Annotated in this window: 24 protein-coding genes and 1 tRNA gene; 11 read left to right on the top strand and 14 right to left on the bottom strand. The window is 62.9% G+C overall.

Going from position 1 to position 21577, the window contains the following annotated elements:
* Positions 1-183: 183 nt before the first annotated feature.
* The gene (locus SPBM01_RS06615) at positions 184-837 is read left to right on the top strand and encodes a polysaccharide biosynthesis/export family protein (protein WP_410483045.1); all 654 of its coding nucleotides are present in this window, start codon (positions 184-186) and stop codon (positions 835-837) included.
* The gene (locus SPBM01_RS06610; RefSeq protein ID WP_410483044.1) at positions 837-2918 is read left to right on the top strand and encodes a GumC family protein; all 2082 of its coding nucleotides are present in this window, start codon (positions 837-839) and stop codon (positions 2916-2918) included. Before SPBM01_RS06615 ends, SPBM01_RS06610 begins: the two co-directional genes overlap by 1 nt.
* A 74-nt stretch (positions 2919-2992) precedes the next feature.
* On the opposite strand, the gene purQ is transcribed toward SPBM01_RS06610, so the two are convergent.
* Positions 2993-3667 carry a phosphoribosylformylglycinamidine synthase subunit PurQ gene (gene purQ / locus SPBM01_RS06605; protein WP_188064552.1) on the bottom strand — a complete coding sequence of 225 codons (675 nt, stop codon included), beginning with the start codon at positions 3665-3667 and terminating at the stop codon, positions 2993-2995.
* 3 nt (positions 3668-3670) lie between these two features.
* Positions 3671-3904: a phosphoribosylformylglycinamidine synthase subunit PurS gene (gene purS / locus SPBM01_RS06600; protein ID WP_188064551.1), complete on the bottom strand. Its 234-nt coding sequence runs from the start codon at positions 3902-3904 to the stop codon at positions 3671-3673.
* Positions 3905-4064: 160 nt separating this feature from the next.
* Between purS and SPBM01_RS06595 the strand changes: the two genes are divergently transcribed.
* Positions 4065-4214, top strand: coding sequence for a hypothetical protein (locus tag SPBM01_RS06595; RefSeq protein ID WP_188064550.1), 150 nt, complete (start codon positions 4065-4067; stop codon positions 4212-4214).
* A 41-nt stretch (positions 4215-4255) separates the two neighbouring features.
* Entirely contained in the window at positions 4256-5008 is a 753-nt protein-coding gene (locus SPBM01_RS06590) for a sulfite exporter TauE/SafE family protein (RefSeq protein WP_188064549.1), read from the top strand.
* Between the two features lie 73 nt (positions 5009-5081).
* Here the strand turns inward: SPBM01_RS06590 and purC are convergent, their stop codons facing one another.
* The 5 genes from purC to otsB form a co-directional block, all read right to left on the bottom strand.
* The gene (gene purC / locus SPBM01_RS06585) at positions 5082-5870 is read right to left on the bottom strand and encodes a phosphoribosylaminoimidazolesuccinocarboxamide synthase (RefSeq protein ID WP_188064548.1); all 789 of its coding nucleotides are present in this window, start codon (positions 5868-5870) and stop codon (positions 5082-5084) included.
* Positions 5871-5999: 129 nt separating this feature from the next.
* Positions 6000-6131 (bottom strand): hypothetical protein, encoded by a 132-nt coding sequence (locus SPBM01_RS21860; RefSeq protein WP_262504346.1) that lies wholly within the window; start codon positions 6129-6131, stop codon positions 6000-6002.
* Between the two features lie 10 nt (positions 6132-6141).
* A complete protein-coding gene (otsA, locus tag SPBM01_RS06580) occupies positions 6142-7548 on the bottom strand; it encodes an alpha,alpha-trehalose-phosphate synthase (UDP-forming) (RefSeq protein ID WP_188064547.1) in 1407 nt (468 codons plus the stop codon).
* Positions 7545-9269, bottom strand: a complete 1725-nt coding sequence (locus tag SPBM01_RS06575; protein ID WP_188065588.1) for a glycoside hydrolase family 15 protein — start codon at positions 9267-9269, stop codon at positions 7545-7547. Before SPBM01_RS06575 ends, otsA begins: the two co-directional genes overlap by 4 nt.
* Before the next feature lie 151 nt (positions 9270-9420).
* Entirely contained in the window at positions 9421-10131 is a 711-nt protein-coding gene (gene otsB / locus SPBM01_RS06570) for a trehalose-phosphatase (protein ID WP_262504415.1), read from the bottom strand.
* Positions 10132-10307: 176 nt separating this feature from the next.
* Here otsB and SPBM01_RS06565 point away from each other — a divergent pair, with 176 nt between their 5' ends.
* The 4 genes from SPBM01_RS06565 (at position 10308) to SPBM01_RS06550 (ending at position 15033) form a co-directional block, all read left to right on the top strand.
* Entirely contained in the window at positions 10308-10556 is a 249-nt protein-coding gene (locus SPBM01_RS06565; protein ID WP_188064546.1) for a type II toxin-antitoxin system CcdA family antitoxin, read from the top strand.
* A complete protein-coding gene (locus tag SPBM01_RS06560; RefSeq protein WP_188064545.1) occupies positions 10556-10849 on the top strand; it encodes a CcdB family protein in 294 nt (97 codons plus the stop codon). Before SPBM01_RS06565 ends, SPBM01_RS06560 begins: the two co-directional genes overlap by 1 nt.
* Positions 10850-10894: 45 nt before the next feature.
* Positions 10895-13183 carry a DNA topoisomerase IV subunit A gene (gene parC / locus SPBM01_RS06555; protein ID WP_188064544.1) on the top strand — a complete coding sequence of 763 codons (2289 nt, stop codon included), beginning with the start codon at positions 10895-10897 and terminating at the stop codon, positions 13181-13183.
* Between the two features lie 95 nt (positions 13184-13278).
* Complete coding sequence (locus SPBM01_RS06550) at positions 13279-15033, top strand: putative bifunctional diguanylate cyclase/phosphodiesterase (RefSeq protein WP_188064543.1); 1755 nt, start codon at positions 13279-13281, stop codon at positions 15031-15033.
* Here the strand turns inward: SPBM01_RS06550 and SPBM01_RS06545 are convergent.
* The 4 genes from SPBM01_RS06545 to SPBM01_RS06530 are packed head-to-tail and all read right to left on the bottom strand — an operon-like array spanning position 14997 to position 17942.
* Positions 14997-16208, bottom strand: a complete 1212-nt coding sequence (locus tag SPBM01_RS06545; protein ID WP_188064542.1) for a CCA tRNA nucleotidyltransferase — start codon at positions 16206-16208, stop codon at positions 14997-14999. The two genes, SPBM01_RS06550 and SPBM01_RS06545, sit on opposite strands and share 37 nt — an antisense overlap.
* Positions 16189-16800, bottom strand: coding sequence for a CoA pyrophosphatase (locus SPBM01_RS06540; protein WP_188064541.1), 612 nt, complete (start codon positions 16798-16800; stop codon positions 16189-16191). Before SPBM01_RS06540 ends, SPBM01_RS06545 begins: the two co-directional genes overlap by 20 nt.
* Positions 16797-17366 carry a DUF1285 domain-containing protein gene (locus tag SPBM01_RS06535; protein ID WP_188064540.1) on the bottom strand — a complete coding sequence of 190 codons (570 nt, stop codon included), beginning with the start codon at positions 17364-17366 and terminating at the stop codon, positions 16797-16799. The genes SPBM01_RS06540 and SPBM01_RS06535 overlap by 4 nt, the downstream gene beginning before the upstream one ends.
* Before the next feature lie 51 nt (positions 17367-17417).
* Complete coding sequence (locus SPBM01_RS06530; protein ID WP_223177797.1) at positions 17418-17942, bottom strand: GNAT family N-acetyltransferase; 525 nt, start codon at positions 17940-17942, stop codon at positions 17418-17420.
* A 134-nt stretch (positions 17943-18076) separates the two neighbouring features.
* Here SPBM01_RS06530 and SPBM01_RS06525 point away from each other — a divergent pair, with 134 nt between their 5' ends.
* Positions 18077-18460 carry a dihydroneopterin aldolase gene (locus SPBM01_RS06525; RefSeq protein ID WP_188064538.1) on the top strand — a complete coding sequence of 128 codons (384 nt, stop codon included), beginning with the start codon at positions 18077-18079 and terminating at the stop codon, positions 18458-18460.
* Between the two features lie 91 nt (positions 18461-18551).
* Here the strand turns inward: SPBM01_RS06525 and SPBM01_RS06520 are convergent, their stop codons facing one another.
* Complete coding sequence (locus SPBM01_RS06520) at positions 18552-19496, bottom strand: isopenicillin N synthase family dioxygenase (protein WP_188064537.1); 945 nt, start codon at positions 19494-19496, stop codon at positions 18552-18554.
* A 104-nt stretch (positions 19497-19600) separates the two neighbouring features.
* Here SPBM01_RS06520 and SPBM01_RS06515 point away from each other — a divergent pair, with 104 nt between their 5' ends.
* Both SPBM01_RS06515 and SPBM01_RS06510 read left to right on the top strand, forming a co-directional pair.
* Positions 19601-20008, top strand: coding sequence for an EVE domain-containing protein (locus SPBM01_RS06515; protein WP_188064536.1), 408 nt, complete (start codon positions 19601-19603; stop codon positions 20006-20008).
* Between the two features lie 152 nt (positions 20009-20160).
* Positions 20161-20442 carry a hypothetical protein gene (locus SPBM01_RS06510; RefSeq protein ID WP_188065586.1) on the top strand — a complete coding sequence of 94 codons (282 nt, stop codon included), beginning with the start codon at positions 20161-20163 and terminating at the stop codon, positions 20440-20442.
* Between the two features lie 69 nt (positions 20443-20511).
* On the opposite strand, the gene SPBM01_RS06505 is transcribed toward SPBM01_RS06510, so the two are convergent.
* A complete protein-coding gene (locus SPBM01_RS06505) occupies positions 20512-20814 on the bottom strand; it encodes a glycine zipper 2TM domain-containing protein (protein WP_188064535.1) in 303 nt (100 codons plus the stop codon).
* Between the two features lie 672 nt (positions 20815-21486).
* Positions 21487-21561, bottom strand: a tRNA-Thr gene (locus SPBM01_RS06500).
* Between the last annotated feature and the right edge of the window lie 16 nt (positions 21562-21577).

Genomic DNA, 21577 nt, shown 5'->3' with positions numbered 1-21577 from the left:
TGCGCGGGCCTTTGGCCCACGCTTCGCCGCGCTTTGCCGCGCAAATGGTTGCCATGGCGCTGCCCCCCGGTTAACCGCCAAAGCGGGCGGCGTTTCGTCGCACGCGGTTTGGGCGATCATGGGGGATATTGGCGCATGACGTGCGGCGCACGATGGCGTTACGCTCTGGTTGCAACAGTGGCGATGCTGGCAGGCTGCGCCAGCGTGGACGAAGCGCCGCGCGGGCAGGCGGCCTATATGCTCATTCCGCCAGCGCCCGCGATCGGCGCGGATTATCGCATCGGCCCCGACGATGTGCTGCGCATTTCCATCTATCATGAGCCGGGCCTGTCGCTGGAGGATGCGCAGGTCAGCGCCGCTGGCACGGTGCGTATGCCGTTGATCGGTGACGTGCCGGTCGCTGGAATGTCCGCCAATGAAGCGGCAGACGCCATTGCCGGGCGACTGGGCGAGCGCATATTGGTGTCGCCCCAGGTCACGATCTTCGTCAAAAAGGCCGTGGGTCGCCGCATCACCGTGGACGGCGAAGTGCGCGAACCGGGCCTGTTCCCGGTCGATGGCCGCATGACGCTCAGCCAGGCGGTGGCGATGGCCAAGGGACCAAGCCGGATCGCCAGCCTGAGCCAGATCCTGGTCGTGCGGCAGGTCGAAGGACAAAGGCAGGCCGCAATGTTCGACCTGTCCGCCATTCGCCGGGGCAGGGCGCCAGATCCTGAAATCCTGCCGGGTGACAGCATCATCGTCGGCCTGTCGCGCGCAAAGGCTATATTGGGCGGCGCGATATTGGCCGGGCCTGCGCTGGCCGCTGGCTTCGTCGCGCTGGACGGCAATCGGTGATGGGGTCCGTGGACATGCTTTTGCCCGTCGAAACGCAGGTGCCGCGCGCTGGCCGCTTCGTTGCGGCGGCGCGCCATAGCTGGGCGGTCCTGCGCCGCCATCGCGTCATCCTGTTCGTCACCATGGCGCTGTGCCTGCTTGCCGGGCTGATCTTCATCCTGATGTCGACGCCCGATTACCGGGCGACGGCATCGGTCGAGGTGCAGGATGTGCCAGCGGGCGCAGCCGGTGCCGGATCGACCGGGCGCCCGACGCCTGAAAGCACCGAAACGCTGATGCAGACCGAACTGGAAGTGTTGCGCACCCGCGCCCTTGCAGACGAAGTCGCGCGCGACCTGGCGCTGGTCGGCACGCCAACTTTCTTTCAGGGCATGGGGCATGACCGCCCGGTCGGCGGCAAGGGCAGCCAAAGCCAGCGGCAGGTGGAGCAGGATATGGTCGCGCGGTTGCTGCGCGACAATCTGGAAGTCGAACTGCCCGGCAAGTCGCGCGTGTTGCGCATCAGCTTCGTCAGTGCCGATCCCGTCCTGTCTGCGCGAGTCGCCAACAGCTATGCCGACAGCCTGATTCGCACCGACCTGAAACGTGGCTTTGAATCCGGGGTGCAGGCGCGTCGTTTCCTGCTGGGCGAACTGGACGGCGCACGGCGCGATCTGGCGCGGGCGGAGCGCGATCTGGCGGTCTATGCCACCCAAACCGCATCGCATGACGGGGCTGCCCCGGCACTCGACGGCAGCGTCCCGGCCCGGCTGGCACAGCTTAACGGTTATCGCACGCAGGCGCTGACCGATCGCATCGCCGCGCAAAAACGCTGGGAAAGCGCGCGCCGCGCCAGCGCGGAAACGCTGCCCGAAGTGCTGGGCAATGGCGCGATGCAGGCATTGATGACACAGCGCGCCAATGCCCGCGCGATGGTGGTGCAGGAACGGCAGTTTCGCAAGGATGGCCACCCCGAAATGCGGGAGGCCCGCGCCCGGCTGGCGGTGCTGGACGATCAGGCGGAATCGATGGCCAATGGCATCCGCGCGTCGCTGAAAGAAGAATATGATGTCGCCGTCCATGGCGAACGACAGATTGCGGCGGAAATCACGGCGCTGGAACGACAGGCGCAGGCGGCGCAGGGCCATGACGTGCAGCGCGGCATATTGGCGCGGCAGGCCGACACGTACCGGATGCTGCACGACAGCCTGCTCCAGCGGTATCGCGACATGGCGTCGCAGGCGGGGTTTCAGGCCGGGCGCATCCAGCCACTCGATCGCGCGGCAGTGCCGGACCGGCCCTTTTCCCCGCGCATCGGGCTGATCCTGCTGGTCGCGGCGCTGGGTGGCATGGCGCTGGGCATCCTGCTGGTGGCGGCGCGCCATATATTCGATGATGCCGTTACCTCCGCTGATACGCTGGCCGAACGGGTGGGCCTGCCGCTGATCGGCGCAGTGCCGGTGACGGGCGACAATGTGCAACCGCCCGACATCTTCGCGCCGATAGCCTCGTCTCTGTTGCTCGCATCGGTCGATGGCTTGCCTCGCTCCCTGCTCGTCACCAGCGCGCAGGAAGGGGAGGGCAAGTCGCTCACCGTCCATGCGCTGGCGCTGGCGCTGGCGCGATTGGGCAAGCGCGTGCTGGTGATCGACGCCGACATGCGCCGACCCGCGCAGCACCGTCTGTTCCGCCTGACGCCCACGCATGGCATCAGCGAAGTGCTGACCGGGCAGGCGCAGGTGCGCGACGTCATCATGGACAGCGGCGTTGCGGGCGTAGCGCTGCTGCCCTGTGGCGCGGTGCCGCCCAATCCCGCCGAACTGCTGTCCACGCGCGCGCTGGACATGTTACTGGCGTCGGTGCGCGACGATTATGACACGCTGCTGATCGACGCGCCGCCGATCCTGGGGCTGGACGACACGCCGTTGCTGGCGGCCAAGGCGCAGGCCAGCCTGCTTGTGGTCGAATGGGGCCGTAACCATCATGGCGGGTTGCGCACCGCTGTCGATCGGCTGCGCCGATCCGGCGCAGCGATCGTCGGCGCTATCCTGACCAAGCAGCAGGGCAGGGCGTTCGACTATGATTACCACCGGGGCGGGTGAGGGGTAGGGACAAAAAAAGGGAGCGCCATCCCAGCGGAGGCGCTCCCTTTTACATCCCAGGTCGGACGAAGGCGTTACGCCTGCGCCATCAACCCTTCGACCAGCCCGTCGAACAGGCGCTTGCCATCGGTCGCGCCATGGGCGGCTTCTATGACCCGTTCGGGGTGCGGCATCATGCCCAGCACATTGCCCTTGTCGTTCAATATGCCCGCAATGTTGCGGGCCGATCCGTTGACATTTTCGGCATAGCGCAGCGCGACCCGGCCTTCGCCTTCCAGCCGGTCGAGCGTCGCATCGTCGGCGAAATAATTGCCGTCATGATGGGCGACCGGATAGGAAATCGCTTCCCCCGCTGCATAGCGACTGGTGAAGGCGCTCTGCGCATTGTCCACCGTCAGCGCGACGTCGCGACACACGAAATGCCCGCCGGCATTGCGCAGCAGCGCGCCCGGCAGCAGGCCGCTTTCCGTCAACACCTGAAACCCGTTGCAGATGCCCAGCACGAATGCGCCACGGTCAGCCGCCTGCGCCACGGACGCCATCACTGGCGAACGCGCGGCCATCGCGCCGGAACGCAGATAGTCGCCATAGGAAAAGCCGCCCGGTACGCCGATCAGGTCGATGTCGTCGGGCAACTCCGTATCGCGATGCCACACCATGACCGGCTTTGCGCCAGTCGCCGCTTCGAACGCCACCGCCAGGTCGCGGTCGCAATTGCTGCCCGGAAAGACGATGACCGCGCTTTTCATGGCTCAGGCGACCTTTTCGATGCGGTAGTTTTCGATCACGGTATTGGCCAGCAGCTTGCGGCACATCGCGTCGATATCATCGTCGCTGGTGCCGTCGGCCAGGTCCAGTTCGATCAGCTTGCCCGCGCGCACGTCATTGACGCCGTCAAAGCCCAGACCTTCCAGCGCATGGTGGATTGCCCGCCCCTGAGGATCGAGGACACCGCCCTTGAGAGTGACGAAAATGCGGGCTTTCATGAGGGGGCGAACTCCTTGACAACGACAGGACCGAGCCTTGTGGCGCGGGCGGATCGACTTTGCCGTCCCCCTAGTCCCGGTGCGGCGGGGAGGCAAGCCATTATGCCTTTGTTAGCGACTATCGCCTCATTGTGCCGCATCGTAATCGAGGATGAATGGCGTGTCCGGGTTGGCGTTGGCGATGTTTGTCGGGCTGTTCGCATGGGGACAGCAGATTATGGGCTATGAAGACCCGCATGGCCGGGTCCAGCTCGCGCTGCTGGCGACCTTTTGCTTCGGCCTGCTGATCGGCTATCGCGCCAATAATTGATCCTCGTTTCTTTCTGCCTGCATATTTCCTAAACGCGGGCGATGAACCCTGACACACTCTATTATGCCTGCGCGATCGTCGCTGTATTCGTCGCTGGCCTGGCCAAGGGCGGCTTTGCAGGCGTAGGAGCGCTGGCGATGCCGATTATGGCGCTGGGCGTCGATCCCGTGCGCGGCGCCGCGATCCTGCTGCCCATACTGATCCTTCAGGATGCGGTGAGCGTCTGGGTATATCGCCACAGTTGGGACGGGGGCATATTGAAGGTCATATTGCCCGGCGCGGCGGTCGGCATCGGCGCGGGCTATCTGTTTGCAGCGCAAGTGTCGGAAACGGCGGTGCTGGGCGTATTGGGCGGCATCTCCATTCTGTTCGGCCTGCACCGGCTATGGATCGAGCGGCGCAAAGGCGCGGTGCTGCCATCGGATTCGCCCGGCTGGGTCGGCATTCTGTTCGGCATCGCCAGCGGCTTTACCAGCCATATCGCCCATGCCGGTTCCCCGCCGTTCCAGATGTGGGTGCTGCCCAAGCGTTTGCCGCGCGACATGCTGGTGGGGACGACGGCATTCGCCTTTGCCGCGATGAACTGGATGAAGCTGCCTGCCTATGCCGCGCTGGGGCAATTTACCCGCGCCAACCTGATGGCGACGACGATGCTGGTGCCTGTGGCAATCGTTTCGACGCTGGCGGGCGTCGCGCTGGTGCGCCGGGTCGATCCGGCGCGATTCTACACGCTGATCTATGGCCTGATGGTATTGTTGGGCATCAAGCTGGTCGCCGACGCGCTGATCGCCTGAAATCAGATCGGATACGAAAAGCCCGGCGGAAGCGGATGCTTGCGCCGGGCTTTTTGCGTTCAGGCCGAAAGGATCAGCCTTCTTCCTTCTCGCGCTTCTTGCGATGGGTGTCGAGGTCAAGGACCGTGGTGTCCAGCCCTTCGGGCAGCAGGCCAAGGCGGCGTGCCACTTCCTGATAGGCTTCGACTTCGCCGCCTAGGTCGCGGCGGAACCTGTCCTTGTCCAGCTTTTCGTTGGTCACCATGTCCCACAGGCGGCAACCATCGGGGCTGATTTCGTCGGCCAGGATGATGCGGCTGTAATCGCCGTCATAAAGCCGCCCGAACTCCAGCTTGAAGTCGATCAGGCGGATGCCGATGCCCGCAAAAAGCCCGCACATGAAATCGTTCACGCGGATCGCCATGTCGGCGATGTCGTGCATTTCTTCCTGCGTCGCCCAGCCAAAGCAGGCGATATGCTCTTCGGAAATCAGCGGGTCGCCCAGCGCGTCATCCTTGTAGCAATATTCGATCAGCGTGCGGGGCAGCTGCGTGCCTTCCTCGATGCCCAGCTTCTTGCTGAGCGATCCGGCGGCGACGTTGCGCACGACGACTTCGATCGGCACGATTTCCACCTGGCGGACCAGCTGTTCGCGCATATTGAGGCGGCGGATGAAGTGGGTGGGGATGCCGATCTGGCCGAGCAGGGTGAAGATATGCTCGGAAATCCGGTTGTTCAGCACGCCCTTGCCGGAAATCGTGCCTTTCTTCTGCGCGTTGAAAGCCGTGGCGTCATCCTTGAAATATTGGATGATCGTGCCCGGTTCCGGGCCTTCATAAAGGATCTTTGCCTTGCCTTCGTAAATCTGGCGGCGACGGGCCATGCGCGTTCCTGACTTATCTTCTGAAAACAGTTTGCCCCGGCAAACGCGAATCGGAAAGGATCAGCGGGTGCCGGGGCTGCTTCGCCCTGCCCATAACGCAATAACGGCAGGGGTGCAATTAGCCGCGCTTCACAGCACGTCGCCGAACATCGCCCATAATAAAGCGATCCACGCGACCAACCCAATCAAAGCGATGACGACGCCCGACCGGGCGCGCAGGGCAGCGGCAATGCCGTGCGGTTCGTCATGCTGATCGTCCATGCCGTGTCGCTTACCCTGCCGCAGGCTCCGGCTCAACCCGCGCGGTGTCACGCTCGACCGCCATCAGGCGCCCGGTGAAACATTGCCGCCACCAGCTGATATCCTGCCCCTCGACACTGTCCATCATCGCGCGCCAGCGCCGTTTGCGTTCGTCCAGCGGCATGGCCAGCGCGCGCAGGATCGCGTCGGACATTTCCTCCGGGCTGTAGGGGTTGATGAGCAGCGCGTCCTTGAGCTGCATCGCCGCGCCGGCAAAGCGCGACAATATAAGGACGCCCGGATCGTCCGGGTCTTGGGCCGCGACATATTCCTTCGCGACCAGGTTCATGCCGTCGCGCAATGGCGTCACAAGGCCGATTTTCGCGCCGCGATAGATGCCCGCCAGCTTGTCACGCGGATAGCCCTGATTGACGTAGCGGATCGGGGTCCAGTCCACATCGCTATATTCGCCGTTGATCCGCCCCGCGAGCGCATCCAGCGTCGCGCGGATCTGCTGATAGCTTTCCACTTCGCCCCGCGATGGCGGCGCAATCTGGGTCAGCAACACCTTGCGATGATGTTCGGGATGGTCCTTCAGGAACCGGGCATAGCCGTTGAAGCGTTCTTCCAGCCCCTTGCTATAGTCAAGCCGGTCGACGCCGACGATCATTGCCCGGTCCTGCAAGGATGCGCGGACGAGGTTGAGCATGTCGTGCGCCGCTTCGCTTTCGGCGGCCTCGGCAAATTCGCGGGCGTTGATGCCGATCGGGCAGGCAACGGCCTGAATCGTGCGATCGCCCACGGTCACGAAATCGCCGTTCACGCTGCCGCCCATTTCCCGTTCGACATAGTGGCGGAAGGATTCGAGCCATTCCTCGGTATGGAAACCCACCACGTCATAGGCGAAAAGCGTGCTGACCAGCTTGCTGTGATGGGGCAGCGACACCAGCAGGCGCGTGGGTGGCCAGGGGATGTGCAGGAAGAAGCCCATCTTGTTGCGATGGCCCCGGTCGCGCAGCATCTGGCCCAGCGGGATCATATGATAATCATGGACCCAGATGACATCCTCCGGCTCGATCAGCGGCGCGGCAGTATCGGCAAAACGCTGGTTGACGCGGTTATAGCCACCTTCGAAATCGCGCGCATATTCGGCCAGGTCGATGCGGAAATGGAACAGCGGCCACAGCGTCTTGTTGGCGTAGCCATTATAATATTCGTCCACATCCTGTTCTTCCAGGTCGATGGTCGCCGTCTTGACGCCGTCATCTTCCGAAAAGCCGATATGGCCGGTAAAATTGTCGGTGACTTCGCCCGACCAGCCGATCCAGGTGCCACGGCTTTCGCGCAATGCCTGCGCCAGCGCCACGGCCAGCCCGCCCTGATTGCCCGATTTGTTGGGGCGGGACACCCGGTTGGAAATGACTATAAGGCGGCTCATCGCATCGCGCTCCACGGTTTGCTCAGCAGGACGGCGCAATTGATGATGCCGACCAATGAGTAGGTCTGGGGGTAATTGCCCCACAATTCCCCGGTCGCAGGGTCGATATCCTCCGACAACAGCCCGGCGGCGGTGCGGCGAGTCAGCATCTCCTCGAACAATTCTCGCGCTTCGGCCGTCCGCCCGGTGCGATGCAGCGCCTCGATCAGCCAGAAGGTGCAGACGTTGAACGCGGTCACCGGCTCGCCGAAATCGTCGGGCGCGCTATACCGCAGCATGTCGTTGCCCCGCCGCAGGTCGGTTTCCAGCGCCGCGAGCGTGCCGATGAACATCGGATCGTCCGCCGTCAAAAAGCGCAGGTCGAGCAACTGGAGCAGTGAAGCGTCGCGCGAATCATCCTCGAAATTGGCGGAGATCGCCTGACTGCCGTCGCGCCATGCCGCCTCCAATATCCGCGCCTTCATCGTTTCGGCGCGGTTCTGCCAATGCGCCGCGCGCAGCGGCAGGGCGAGGGCGGTGGCCGCATGAGCCAGCCGGTCGCACGCCGCCCAGCACATCACTGCGCTGTAACTGTGAACATGCGCGCGGGTGCGCAATTCCCACAGGCCAGCGTCAGGCTGGTCATAGACTGCCCAGGCCCGTTCGCCGACAGCCTCCAAAGCCTCGAAATCGGCATGGCCCGCCATGCGCAACAGCCGCTGGTCGATAAAGCCCTGCACCGACGACAGCACGATCTGGCCATAGGCGTCATGCTGTATCTGTTCATAGGCGGCATTACCCACCCGCACCGGACCCATGCCGCGATAGCCGGGCAGGCTATCGGCCTCCCACTCGGTCAGCGTCGCATTGCCGCGCACGTCATAGAGCGGCTGAATATGCCCGCCCTTCGCGCCATCGACGATGTTGCGCAGATAGACGAGATAGCTTTCCAGCACATCGAGCGCGCCCAGCCGGTTGAGCGCTTCGACGGTATAATAAGCGTCCCGCACCCAGCAATAACGATAGTCCCAGTTCCGCCCGCTGTCGGCATGTTCGGGAATGGATGTGGTCAGCGCCGCGACGATCGCGCCGGTTTCCTCATGCTGGCATAGTTTCAGCGTAATGGCGGAACGGATCACTGCTTCCTGCCACTCGGCGGGAATGGCCAGCCCACGAACCCACAGCCGCCACTCCTCCACCGTGTCGTCCAGCATCCGTTCGATCGCCGGGCGCAGCGCGTCGGAAAAACCCTCGTCCGGTCCCATGAAGAAATGCACGTCACTTTCCAGCCGGAACCAGCTTTCCTGTGCGATCAGGCCGATCGGCGCGTTGGTCGACACCCGCATCGCCATATAGGACAGCACCATACGGATATGGTTGGAGCCATAGCTGATCGGCACATGATCGCCATTCCAGCTGGTCGTCGGACGCAAACGGACGCGGATGCGTGGGCTGCCCGACACCGGCCGGACGATGCGGATGAACGCGACCGGGCGATAGATGCGCCCTTTGTGCCGGTGGCGCGGGCAGAAATCGAGTGTCTCGATCGCATTGCCCTGCGCATCGCTCTGCCGCGTGACCAGCACCGGCGTGTTACGCAGATAATATTGTTCGACCGCGACGACATTTTCCAGCTCGATGGCCCAGAAACCGCGCGCCTGTGGGTCGTCCCACTGCTTGTTGTCCAGCAGGGCGGAAAAGACCGGGTCGCCATCGACGCGCGGAACGCAGCCCCACACCATCCGCCCTGCGCGGTCGATCAGGGCCGAAGCCTGACAATTGCCGATGGGCCAAAGGTCGAGCGAACGCTCATGTCCGGCCGGAATAGTATCGCGGTGATCGCTGATCTGTCTGTCCCCCGTGTCTGGATGAAACAACGAGGGCAGCGTTCCGTCAGCGCGGACTTGCAGCCCCCTCAGCCAGATAATGCCTGACGGCGGCAACCTGTTCCAAAGAGAATGACGCCAGCGTCGATCGTTGCGGCCCGACCAATATGCCCGCCCCGCCAAGGTCGGCCGCAACCGCGAAGCCTTCCTCATCCGTCACATCGTCGCCGATGAACACCGGCACCCCGCCCGCCATGGGCGATTGCTTCATCAGCGCCGTGACCGCGCTGCCCTTGTCCGCGCCGCCGGGGCGCAGTTCATACAGCATCTTGCCATGCTGGATCGTCAGGCCATGTTGCGCCGCCAGCGTAGCGGCCAGCGCGCCCGCCGCCTCGCCCCACTCCGGCGCGCGCCGGAAATGCAGGCCCACGCTGATCGTCTTGCGCTCGACCAACAGGCCCGGCTTGTCGGCGATAAAGGCGTGGAAGGCCGCCTCCACTGCGTCGATCGCGGGCAGGCGCGGCGGTGCTTGCGCGGCCTCGCCGGGCCGCGCAAACTCCAGCCCATGGGTGCCTGCCAACAGAAAATCGCCAAAGCCCAGATCGCGCAGCGTCGCCACCGACCGGCCGCTGACGATCGCCAGCCGCCCGTCCAGCTTCGCCCGCAACGCCAAGAGCATCGCGATCAGGTCCGGCCCGACATCGACATCGTCCGGCGTATCGACGATCGGCGTCAGCGTTCCGTCGAAATCGAGGAACAGTGCCGCGCCGGTCAGCAGCGCGAGCGGGGGGGAGGGCAGGGCGGATTGGGAAAGGGCGGGTTCGAACACGGCGGTAAAGTGGCGCGTCGTGCGAAATGTGCAACCCCTTGCTGTGTCTTTCCGAACGGGAAAAGCGCTTGCCGTGCGCATGATCATGCGTATGATGATGCGCATGTCCGGTAAAGGAGCCACCCATGACCCGCCATGATCGTACCGGCTTCAAAACCCGCAAGGCGACCAACCTGTCACTGGACAGCGCATTGGTGGAGGACGCCCGCGCACTCGGCATAAACCTTTCGCGCGCCTGCGAGGAAGGATTGCGCAAGGAAATAGCGGCGGAACGCGGTCGCCAGTGGCAGGAAGAGAATGCAGAGGCGATAGCGGCATGGAATATCTATGATAGCGAACATGGTTCGCCGCTCGATCAATATCGGGCCTTTTAATGGCACGGTTCGACCTCTATCGACTGGGTGACGTGCTGGTCATTGATTGCCAGGCCGATGTGCTCAATCATGTGTCGCGGCGCGTCGTCGTGCCATTAGTCGCCCCTGATGAAGTGCCTGCGCCGATCGCGCGATTGCATCCATTGCTGCAAGTTGATCGCCAAACCTATGTCATGGCCACTCACCAGATCGCTTCGGTCCCCGTCCGGTTCCTGGGCAAGCCGGTCGGCTCCGTTCGGGAACATCAGGACAATATTGCTGCGGCATTGGAGATGCTTCTGATCGGCTTCTGAGCAAATCCGTTTCCGTTTCGTATCCATCCTGCTATCCCGCCTGCGATGACCGATTTTCGCGATCCCTTTGACGATATCAAGGACCATCCGTTCGACGCGGCGCTGTCGCAACGCTATCTGGTCTATGCCCTGTCCACCATCACCGCGCGCTCGCTGCCGGATCTGCGCGATGGATTGAAACCCGTGCATCGCCGCCTGTTATGGGCGATGCGCCTGCTCAAGATGGAGCCGGGCGGCGCGTCGCCCGATGTGCTGGTCGCCAATCCCGCGCGCAACACCACCAGTTACAAGAAATGCGCCCGCGTCGTCGGCGACGTCATCGGCAAATATCACCCCCATGGCGACCAGTCGGTCTATGACGCCATGGTGCGGCTGGCGCAGGAATTTTCACTCCGCACCCCGCTGGTCGATGGGCAGGGCAATTTCGGCAATATCGACGGCGATAATGCAGCCGCCATGCGCTATACCGAAGCGCGTCTGACACAGGCCGCCGCCGACCTGATGGAGGGTCTGGACGAAGGCACGGTCGATTATCGCCCGACCTATAATGGCGAGGATGAGGAGCCGGAGGTTTTTCCAGGCCTGTTCCCCAACCTGCTGGCCAATGGCGCGACTGGCATCGCCGTCGGCATGGCGACCAGCATTCCGCCGCACAATGTCACCGAATTGCTGGATGCCGCCAGCCTGCTGATCGACGATCCCGATACCGATCATGCCGCCCTGATGCAGGTCGTGGGCGGGCCGGACTTTCCCACCGGCGGCGTGCTGGTCGATAATCCGGCGATCATTGCCGAAGCCTATGTGACCGGGCGCGGCGCGTTTCGCACCCGTGCGCGCTGGCACAAGGAAGAGGGCGGGCGCGGCACCTGGGTCGCGATCGTGACCGAAATTCCCTATCAGGTGCAGAAATCCAAGCTGATCGAACAGATTGCCGGGATCATCAACGACCGCAAGCTGCCGATCCTGGCCGATGTACGCGATGAGAGCGACACCGAAATCCGCATCGTCATCGAACCGCGCGCCCGCACGGTCGATCCGCAGATGCTGATGGACAGCCTGTTCCGGCTGACCGACCTTGAAAATCGCTTTCCGCTGAACCTCAACGTGCTGGACGCCAGCCACACGCCGCGCGTGATGGGGCTTAAAGCGGTTCTCATCGAATGGTTGAAGCATCAGATCGATGTGCTGGTCCGGCGCGCACAGCACCGGCTGGAAAAGATCGCGTCACGGCTGGACCTGCTCGACGGCTATATCATCGCCTATCTCAACCTCGACCGGGTGATCGAAATCATCCGCACCGAAGATGAGCCTAAAACGGTGATGATGGAGGAATTCGGCCTGAACGACCGTCAGGTCGAGGCGATCCTGAACATGCGGCTGCGCTCCCTGCGCAAGCTGGAGGAAATGGAGCTGCGCGGCGAACATGCCGATCTGGTCAAGGAAAAGGCCGATCTGGAAAAGCTGGTCGGCGACCCCGGCCTTCAGCGCAAGCGCCTGAAGCGCGACATCGCGGCGTTGCGCAAACGCTATGGTCCCGAAACCGACATGGGCCGCCGCCGCACGCTGGTGGAGGAAGCTGCGATCGCGCGCGAAATCCCGCTGGAAGCGATGATCGAGCGCGAACCGATTACCGTGATCCTGTCCGAACGCGGCTGGATCCGCGCCATGAGCGGCCATCGCGATCTTGCCGCTGCCGACACGCTGAAATTCAAGGAAGGCGACGGCCCGCAATTCGCCTTCCACGCCTATACTACCGACAAGCTGCTGCTGGCGACGGCCACCGGGCGCATCTACACTCTGGGGTCGGACAAGTTGCCGGGCGGGCGAGGCTTTGGCGATCCGGTGCGGTCGTTGCTGGACATGGATAATGAAGGGACGATCCTGTCGTTGATGCCCGCGCGGATCGGCACCGATTTGCTGCTGGCGTCGTCGGACGGGCGCGGTTTCCTGGCCGCCGTCAGCGACCTGATCGCCGAAACGCGCAAGGGCAAGCAGGTTGTCAATGTGCGCGCCGGAGCGAAGCTGTCGATCATCCGCCCGGTCCCGGCCGGGGCGGACAGCATCGCCGTGATTGGCGAAAACCGCAAATTGCTGGTCTTTGCGCTCAGCGAAATGCCCAAAATGTCGCGCGGGCAGGGCGTTCAGATGCAGCGCTATCGCGATGGCGGCATGTCCGATGCCATCGCGTTTACGCTGGCCGATGGCCTTAGCTGGACGATGGGCGGGGGCAGTGGGCGCACCCGCACCGAAAGCGATATGACGCCATGGCGCGTCGCGCGCGGCGCGGCGGGACGGATGCCACCCAATGGCTTTCCGCGCGACAATCGCTTCTGAACGGCACCACTGACAGGCTTGTCACGACGGGTCTGAGTGGATTTTTGGCAAATAGCGTTTCCTGAATATTTACCGCTCCCCCTTATGGCGGGGGTATGGAATCTGTTCCGGCGTGCAATCAGTCGGTCGAAAAGGCCAGTCGCGCCCCGCAAATCGCGGGCGATGACGCACGTCCTGCGAAATTGCATGAATATGGCGACTGGCTGAACGCGCTTGCGAATATAGCCGCGATTTTTTCCTATGATAACAATGAAACAGTCCTGATTTGCGGCAATGATGGCTTTCGTCAGGCGCAACGGGATTTTCTGGAAAACAGTGCGGCCCATGCCGGCATCGGCATGGATTGGCGCACGCATTTTGAGGCGTTCGTCCAGTCGAATCGCCCCCACCGCAATTTCGAACTACGCCGCGACGGAAAATTGGGACCGGAATATTTTTCCTGCGCTTTTGGACGATTGACCGCCGAAAACGGGCAGGGCGAACATTATCTCTTTACCGCTGCCGACCGCACCAGCGAACGGACGATCGAAAAGAATCTGCGCCGGGAACTGCTGTCGGACGGATTGACCGCGCTGCCGAACCGTTCGGGTTTTGGCGAAGAAATCGAAGACCGGCTGGCCAATATGGTTTGGCCCGACAATGCCCAATTCGGCATCATCGCCATCGATCTTAGCCGGTTCAGCCGTGTGAATGAATCGCTGGGTCCGATGGCCGGCGACGAATTGTTGATCACCGTTGCCAAGCGGCTGAAATCCAGCCTGCGTCAGGGCGATGTGCTGGCCCGGATCGGCGGCAATGACTTCGCCATTTTCGCACGCCTTAACAATGGCCTGTCGGATGCCCTTCATATCGTTCAGCGGATCAAGGAAGCGCTCAGTTCGCCCATTCGCCTGTCCGACCTTCAGATCAGGGTCGATTGTGCGATCGGTTGCGCCTTGTCGACGACGCTGGATGATGACCCGGAAGATGTGGTGCGCAAGGCGCAGGCCGCCGTGAAGATCGCCAAGCGCAGCGGCAAAGTGGAAATCTATCGCAACGGCGTGTTGAAAGAAGCGCAGCGCCGCTTCTCGATCGAAAGCCGCCTGCGCGACGCACTGGCGCAGGGTGGGCTGACGCTGGCCTATCAACCGCTGATCCACCTGCAAACCGGCGAAATTACCGGGTTTGAAGCATTGGCGCGCTGGGACGACCCGAACCTTGGCTCGGTGCCGCCGGTCGAGTTCATCGCGGTCGCGGAGGAAAGCGGCCTCATTACCCCGCTGGGGCGCTGGGCCGCTTATGAAGCGGCGCAGGCACTGTCGCGCTGGGACATGAAATTCGGGCAACCGCTGCCGGTCAGCGTGAACGTCAATCTGTCGCCCATCCAGATGGCGCGCGACGACGTCGCCTCGATCTTTGAGGAAGCGCTGCGCTATTCCGGCATCGTGGGCAGCCGCATGACCGCCGAACTGACCGAAAGCGCAATCATTGCCGATCCTGACAAGGCGCGCAAATTGCTGTTCGCTCTAAAAGATCTGAAGATGTCGATCGCGATGGACGATTTTGGCACCGGCTTTTCCAACCTGGCCAGCCTGCACAGCCTGCCGATCGACATATTGAAGATCGACCGCAGCTTCGTGTCCAACATGATGGAGGATCGCGACAAGCAGGTGATCGTCCGCACCATCCTGTCGCTCGCCGAATCGCTCAACCTGAAAGTCACGGCCGAAGGGATAGAGACGCAGGAACTGGCCCATGCGCTTCAGCAACTGGGCTGCTGGCAGGGGCAGGGCTATCATTTCTCAAAGCCGATGAACGAAAATGATGCGTTCGATTACTGGCGCGCGCGCTGGAATTTCGAAACGATCTGATCCGCCAGGGCGGCGACGCGGCCTGCGTCGGGGAAGCCTTCCGTCACCCACATCTGCTGCACCGCCTGCAACGCTTTCGCCACGTCCGGTCCCGGCTGCAACCCACGCTGGATCAGCGCGCCGCCGCCGATCGGCAGGGTAGGCGGGGTCCAGCCGCGAATCGCCTCCAGCGCCTCCAGCGGCACATGTGGCTCCAACAGCATCCGGTCGAACGCCCCCTCCACCCCGATCCTGTAAGCCAGCGCGCGTGGGCTTTCGTCCAGCCCGCCCGGCTCCAGCGCGATGCTCAATCGCTTGCGCGCCTTGTTCGATAGTTTCAACCGCGCGGCGATCCCGTCCGCGATGGCCGCGTCCGGCGGCAGCAACGAGGCCAGCCGTCGCACGGGCGCAGGCGTCACCCCCGCCGCCGCCTCCCGCGCGATCAGCTGCTCCAGCCGGGCGATACCTGCGCCATCGACTTCGGGCAGCACTGCCCGCAAAATGCCGCCATCGACCATCAGTCGCAGCGCATGGAGCGGCGCGGCAACGACGATCAGCTTGAGCAATTCATCGGCAATCCGCTCCCGCGACAACGCCATCAGGCTGTTGGCCGCCGCCCGGCACGCTTCATAGGCATCCGCGTCCAGTACATCCCCGCCATAGCGCGCCAGGAACCGGAAATAGCGCAATATGCGCAGATGATCCTCGGCAATCCGCGCGCTCGCGTCCCCAATGAAGCGCAACCGTCGCGCCTCCAGGTCCGCCACGCCACCGAAATAATCGGTCACTTCGCGCGTCAGCGGGTCGGCATATAGCGCGTTGATCGTGAAGTCGCGCCGCGCCGCATCCTCGCGCCAGTCGTCAGTATAGGCAATGGTCGCACGCCGCCCGTCGGTGCTGACATCGCGGCGCAACGTGGTGATTTCCACAGGCCATCCGCCAATGACGGCAGTGATCGTGCCATGGTCGATCCCGGTCGGCACCGCCTTTATCCCCGCCGTTTTCAGCCGGTCGACCACCTCATGCGGATCGATCGTCGTGGCAATGTCCAGGTCGTTGACGCGCAGGCCCAGCAATCCGTCGCGCACCGCGCCACCGACAAAACGCGCCTTGCCGCCCGCCGCATCCAGCGCGTCGAGCAGGGCGTCGAGGCCGGGACGATGCCGCCAGTCGGCGTCAGGCAACAAGACGGTCATGGCCCAGCCTGCGTGAAAGATTGGTGAGAATGGCAGCGGTAATCCCCCAGATACGGCGGTCCTGCCACATGATTTCGTAAAAGTGCCGGGTCGCACCTTCAAACTCCATTGCCTGCCGCACCCGGTTGGCGGGGTCCAGCGCATAGGCCAACGGCACTTCGAACCAGTCGGCCACTTCGCTTTCCTGCGCGCGCAGCGGCAGGTCGGGCGGAATGACGGCAACCACCGGCACGATGTCGAACCCGGTGAAGGTATGATAGCGGTCGGTCACGCCGACGATTTGCGCGACATGCGGGGGCAGGGCGATTTCCTCCTCCGCTTCCCGCAACGCACCGGCAATTTCGTCCGCATCGCTGGCATCCACCCGGCCGCCGGGAAAGGCGATCTGCCCGGCATGTTTGCGCAATCGGTCGGACCGCCGGGTCAGGATCAGGCCGGGTTCGGGCCGGTCGGTAATTGCCACCAGCACCGCCGCCGGGGCAAGCGGGATGGCTCCGTCGATGCGCGGGTCGCGCGTTTCGGACGGCTCCAAAGTCTCCGCCCGCGCATGGCCGTCCGCCAATGCCGCGCGCAGCCGGTCGACCAGCGTCATGTCGCCCCGTCCAGCGGGAAGAACGCCCCGCCACTCCACAGGCCAACGCGCGCATTGCCGGCTTCGTCCAGCGCCAGGTTCATCAACTCATAATAGACGCTGCGCGCTACCAGTGCCTCCAGCCCGCCCCGGACGTGCAGATAGGGATGCGGACCGTCCGCCGTCTCGCGAATCATCAACCCATTGTCCGGCCCGGCGGTGACGAAATCGCCAGTGTTCAGCCGGAACGCCAGCACCCGGTCGCGCCCTTCGCCCTCATTCTTGAGTTCCACCGCGACGAAGGGCGCATCGTCGACGGCAATGCTCAGCTTTTCGACCGGCGTGACCAGCACATAGCTGCCATCGGCTTCGCGCCGCAATATGGTGGAAAACAGCCGCACCATCGCTTCGCGCCCGATCGGCGAACCCTGATGAAACCATGTGCCGTCGCGCGCGATCCGCATCTCGCTGTCGCCGCAATGGTCCGGGTTCCATTTCTCGACCGGCGGCAACCGCTTTTCAGCCAGCAACCGCGCAATATCGGCAAGGGACAGGTCGGCCAGGTGAGGGATGGGGGGCATGGGCATGGAATAGCAGATAGGATCGCCCCGCCCCGATGGCAAAGGGGTTTCGTGCGTTCAGGCCGAAACAGCGATTCGCGGACCCAGCATTCCTGTGCCATCAACCGAGCGGCCATCGACCGACAGTGCCAGCAGCCGGTGTTTTTCGAACGGACCCGGCGCATCCCATCCACCCGTGCCATCGGCGGAAAAGCCCCAGAAACGGCCATAATATTCGGGATCACCAATCATCATCAACGGCGCGCTGCCCTGAACATCGGCCTGCGCGCGGGCGGCAGCGACCACTGCGTCCATCATCGCGCGGCCATGGCCGCCGCCCTGATGGGCAGGATCGACCGCCACCGGGCCGACCATGGTCAGCGGCATCTGCGTCCCGTCCGCTTGCACCAGCGCCACGGGCCAGCTTTGCAACGTGCCAATCAGCGCGCCGTCTGCATCCAGCGTGGCAAAGGACAAGGCAGGCAGCCATGGCATGGCGTCGCGGATCAGATAGGCGGTGCGGCCATGCCGCGCAGGTCCAAAAGCGGCATCCAGCAACCGCTCGATCGCGTCGGCAGGCTGGCTTTCGAGAGGCACAATCATAGACACGTCTTGCCGATCCGCCATCAATGGCGCATGGACCGCGCCGGGAGCGGCGGGCTTTAGCGCGCGCTTTGCAAAATGAAAGACTAAACTGGCCCATCCTGACAGCAGGAACCGGCCTTAGATGGCGAACTATGCAGACTGGATTTGACGATTTTCTGACGTTGGAGGTCAACGACCTGCATGTCGACGTGCTGACCGGCATTTATTCGGAGGAGACGCATCTCCCCCAGCCGCTGCGCATATCCATTCGCGCACGACTGAAAATCGCGGACCATTATGATCCTGCGACGCCGCTGTCCCGCTCGAAAAATTATATGGACCTCAAGCACGCGGCATCGACCGCGCTGCCGCAAGGGGTGCATTTCACGCTGATCGAAGCCGTCGCCGACCATGTCATCGACACCATCTTCCTTCAGGGCGACGATGTCAGCCATGTCGAAGTGAAGATCGTCAAGCTGGCCCTGTCCGAACGGGGCGAGGAAATCGGCATCACCCTGGGGCGCGTCCGCAAATAACGGCACAAGGTAAGGCGACGTTCTCCCGCGCAGGCGGGAGTCCAGTCGATACGCCGGAACTGGACTCCCGCCTGCGCGGGAGAAGGTGATTTTACTTCTTGATCAGCCCGATTTCGATCAGCCGCTCGGTCAGATAATCATGTGCGCTGATCGGCGGATTGCGACGCGGATTATCTACGCTCACGCATTGGGGCAGCGCATCGATCATGAAATCGGGGCGCAGGTGCAGGAAAAACGGCATCGAATAGCGCGAATGACCGCGCCGCTCCGGCGGCGGATTGACCACGCGGTGGCTGGTCGATGGCAGCACATGGTTGCTCAGCCGCTGGAGCATGTCGCCGACATTGATCGCCAGCGCACCCGGCGGCGGCACCACGGGCAGCCAGTTGCCATCGCGATCCTTCAACTCCAGCCCGCCTTCTTCAGCCCCCAGCAACAGGGTGATGAGGTTGATATCCTCATGCGCGCCCGCCCGGATGCCCGGCGCCTGCGGCGATACCGGCGGATAATGCAGCAGCCGCAGGATCGAATTGCCATTTTCGACCGGCTTGTCGAACCAGCGCTCCTCCAGCCCTAGATAGAGGGCGATGGCGGACAGCAATTCCGCGCCGACCCGGTCGAACTCGGCATAGAGTCGGGCGAACACGGGTTTGAACTCCGGCATTTCGGCCGGCCAGATGTTGGGCGGCATCGTTTCGGCCAGCGGATCGCCTGCGGGCAGGTCGCGCCCGACATGCCAGAATTCCTTCAGGTCATTCTCGCTCGCGCCTTTGGCTATTTCGGTGCCGAACGCAGTATAGCCGCGCTGGCCGCCGTTGAATTTGGCGTCATAGGCGCGCTTCGTTTCTTCCGGCAGGGCAAAGAAAGCGCGGGCCAGCGCCCATCCTTCGTCCAACAACGCCTGATCCATGCCATGGTCGCGCACCATGGCAAAGCCGAAGCGCTGAAAGGATTGGCCGAACGCGCGGGAAAAATCCGCCTTGCTCAACTCTGCCATGGACAGGACAGGCACCTGATCCAAAACCGTTTGCGACACGTCGATCTTCTCCAAGCAAGCTAAGGGGCGCGCCATCCTATATGGGGTCACCCGCTGATGTTCCCATCCTTGATCGCGGCGGGGCGGTGATGCAAGGAGGCAAAATGAACTACTGGCTGATGAAATCGGAACCGGACGCCTTTTCCTATGACGATCTGGTCGCGAAGGGGAAAGCGGAGTGGGACGGCGTGCGCAATCATGCGGCGCAGGGGCATATGCGCGCCATGCGCCTGGGCGACCTGGCCTTCTTCTATCACAGCAACATCGGCGTGGAAGCCGTCGGCATCATAGAAATCGTCGGGGAAGCCGCGCCAGACAGCACTGATGACAGCGGCAAGTGGATCGCGGTGCATGTCGCGCCGCGCGAAAAGCTGGCCAAACCCGTGTCGCTCAAGGTGATGAAAGCCGATTCGGCCCTGGCCAACATGCTCATGCTGCGCCAATCGCGCCTTTCGGTCGCGCCGCTGACGGCCGCAGAGTTCGATCATATCGTTGCACTATCAAAGGCTTGAGTGGCATGATCCGTTTCGGTTGCGTTCCGCGCAACTGTGCGCGCACTTTTTGCGATTGTCGCCATGCCGCACTGCAACATAGAGACGCTCTCAACAGAACAAGAATATACAGAGGTGTTTGATCGGCATTCACAAGGAGTTTACCCATGCGAATGCTGTCCAAGTTTGTTGCCGCCAGCGCCCTGAGCGCTATCATTGCCATCGCCGCCCCTGCCCAGGCTGAAGAAGCCGGCAAGCAGCGCTTCACGCACGAAGGTTATACCTATGTGTATGAAGTCAAGGATTCCAAGACTGGCAAGGTCATTTCCGGCCGTCGCTTCCCCGACGCCGTAGCGTTCAACCTGTCGGTCAAGAACGGCAAGGTTTCGGGCGTATCGGGCGGCCAGCCAGTGTCGTTCAATGTTGACGAAGCACGCGGCGCTGCTACGAACTGATCGTCAGACCCGTTACGCAAAAAGGGGCGGCATCCGACGGGATGCCGCCCCTTTTTTGCTTCAAATGCCTCAGCGGCAGGTGCGCTTGCTGTCGATCGCCTTGCCCAGCAACGCGCCACCGGCCGCACCCAGGATCGTGCCGGTCGCCCGGTCGCCGCGCGTATCGATCGCCCGGCCCGCCAGCGCGCCGCCGACGCCGCCCACGATCATGCCGGTCGTGCCATTCGACTTGCGGCAATAGGTCCGGCCATCGCGACCGCGCCATTCCTTGTAACGATAATCCTTGCGCGCCTGCGCACCGTCGGTCGGCACGGCCATGGACAGCGGAACGGCGAGCGAGACGGCGGCCAGGGCCATAAGAGCTTTACGCATGAATTTTTCCTCCGATTGCAATGATTTGATGGCAGAACCCCTATATCTTGATTCAAGTTGCATGAACCTGAGGCAACAAATTAAGCCATTGTTTCTAAAGCAATAAAATTTGCGACGGATGGAATATTCGCTGCGTTCAACTGGCCAGCGCCGGTCGGCTGTAACGCCCGTTACAAACTTATCCACACTTATCCACAGCTATGTCCATGTCGCTGTCGCCAAAGTGCAAGAATCCGCTTTGCGCGACTCGCAATCGGTGAGAGCATGATGGCATCGGAACAGACGAAGCGGCGAAATCCGGTTCGGAAAATCGGCGAGAAATCAACGATTTGAACCTGTTCTGCTGATCCGATGGAAGGGGCCATTCGCAAGGATGGCGTCAACCGCCGGATCGGTCCCCAAAGGCCGCTGCCGGGTACGCGCGAAAGTGAACGTCGGGCTGCGGAAAGCAGGGATCAACACCGGGATGGCTGCCCTTGGCCCGCCCCGGTTCCGCCGATGCGGCGGCCCTTGTGGCTGGTGCAGGAGCAAACGCCGGGCCGATGATCGCCTCTCCACCGGAGAAGCGGATCGCATGACCCGACGGAAGTGGGGACCGGCAGCAATGCTGGTCCCCATTTTGCGTTTGGGTTTGTCCCGCTCTTGGGGATCGCTGGCGCTGTTGTTTGAAAATGGTGCCGGATGCAGGATTTGAACCCGCGACCTTCGGTTTACAAAACCGCTGCACTACCACTGTGCTAATCCGGCGCGCCGTTTCGGCTGG

The sequence above is a fragment of the Sphingobium sp. KCTC 72723 genome (assembly GCF_014280435.1).
GTDB lineage: Bacteria > Pseudomonadota > Alphaproteobacteria > Sphingomonadales > Sphingomonadaceae > Sphingobium.
Note: the sequence above shows the minus strand (reverse complement) of the source record. Positions and strands in the feature narration are given on the sequence as shown.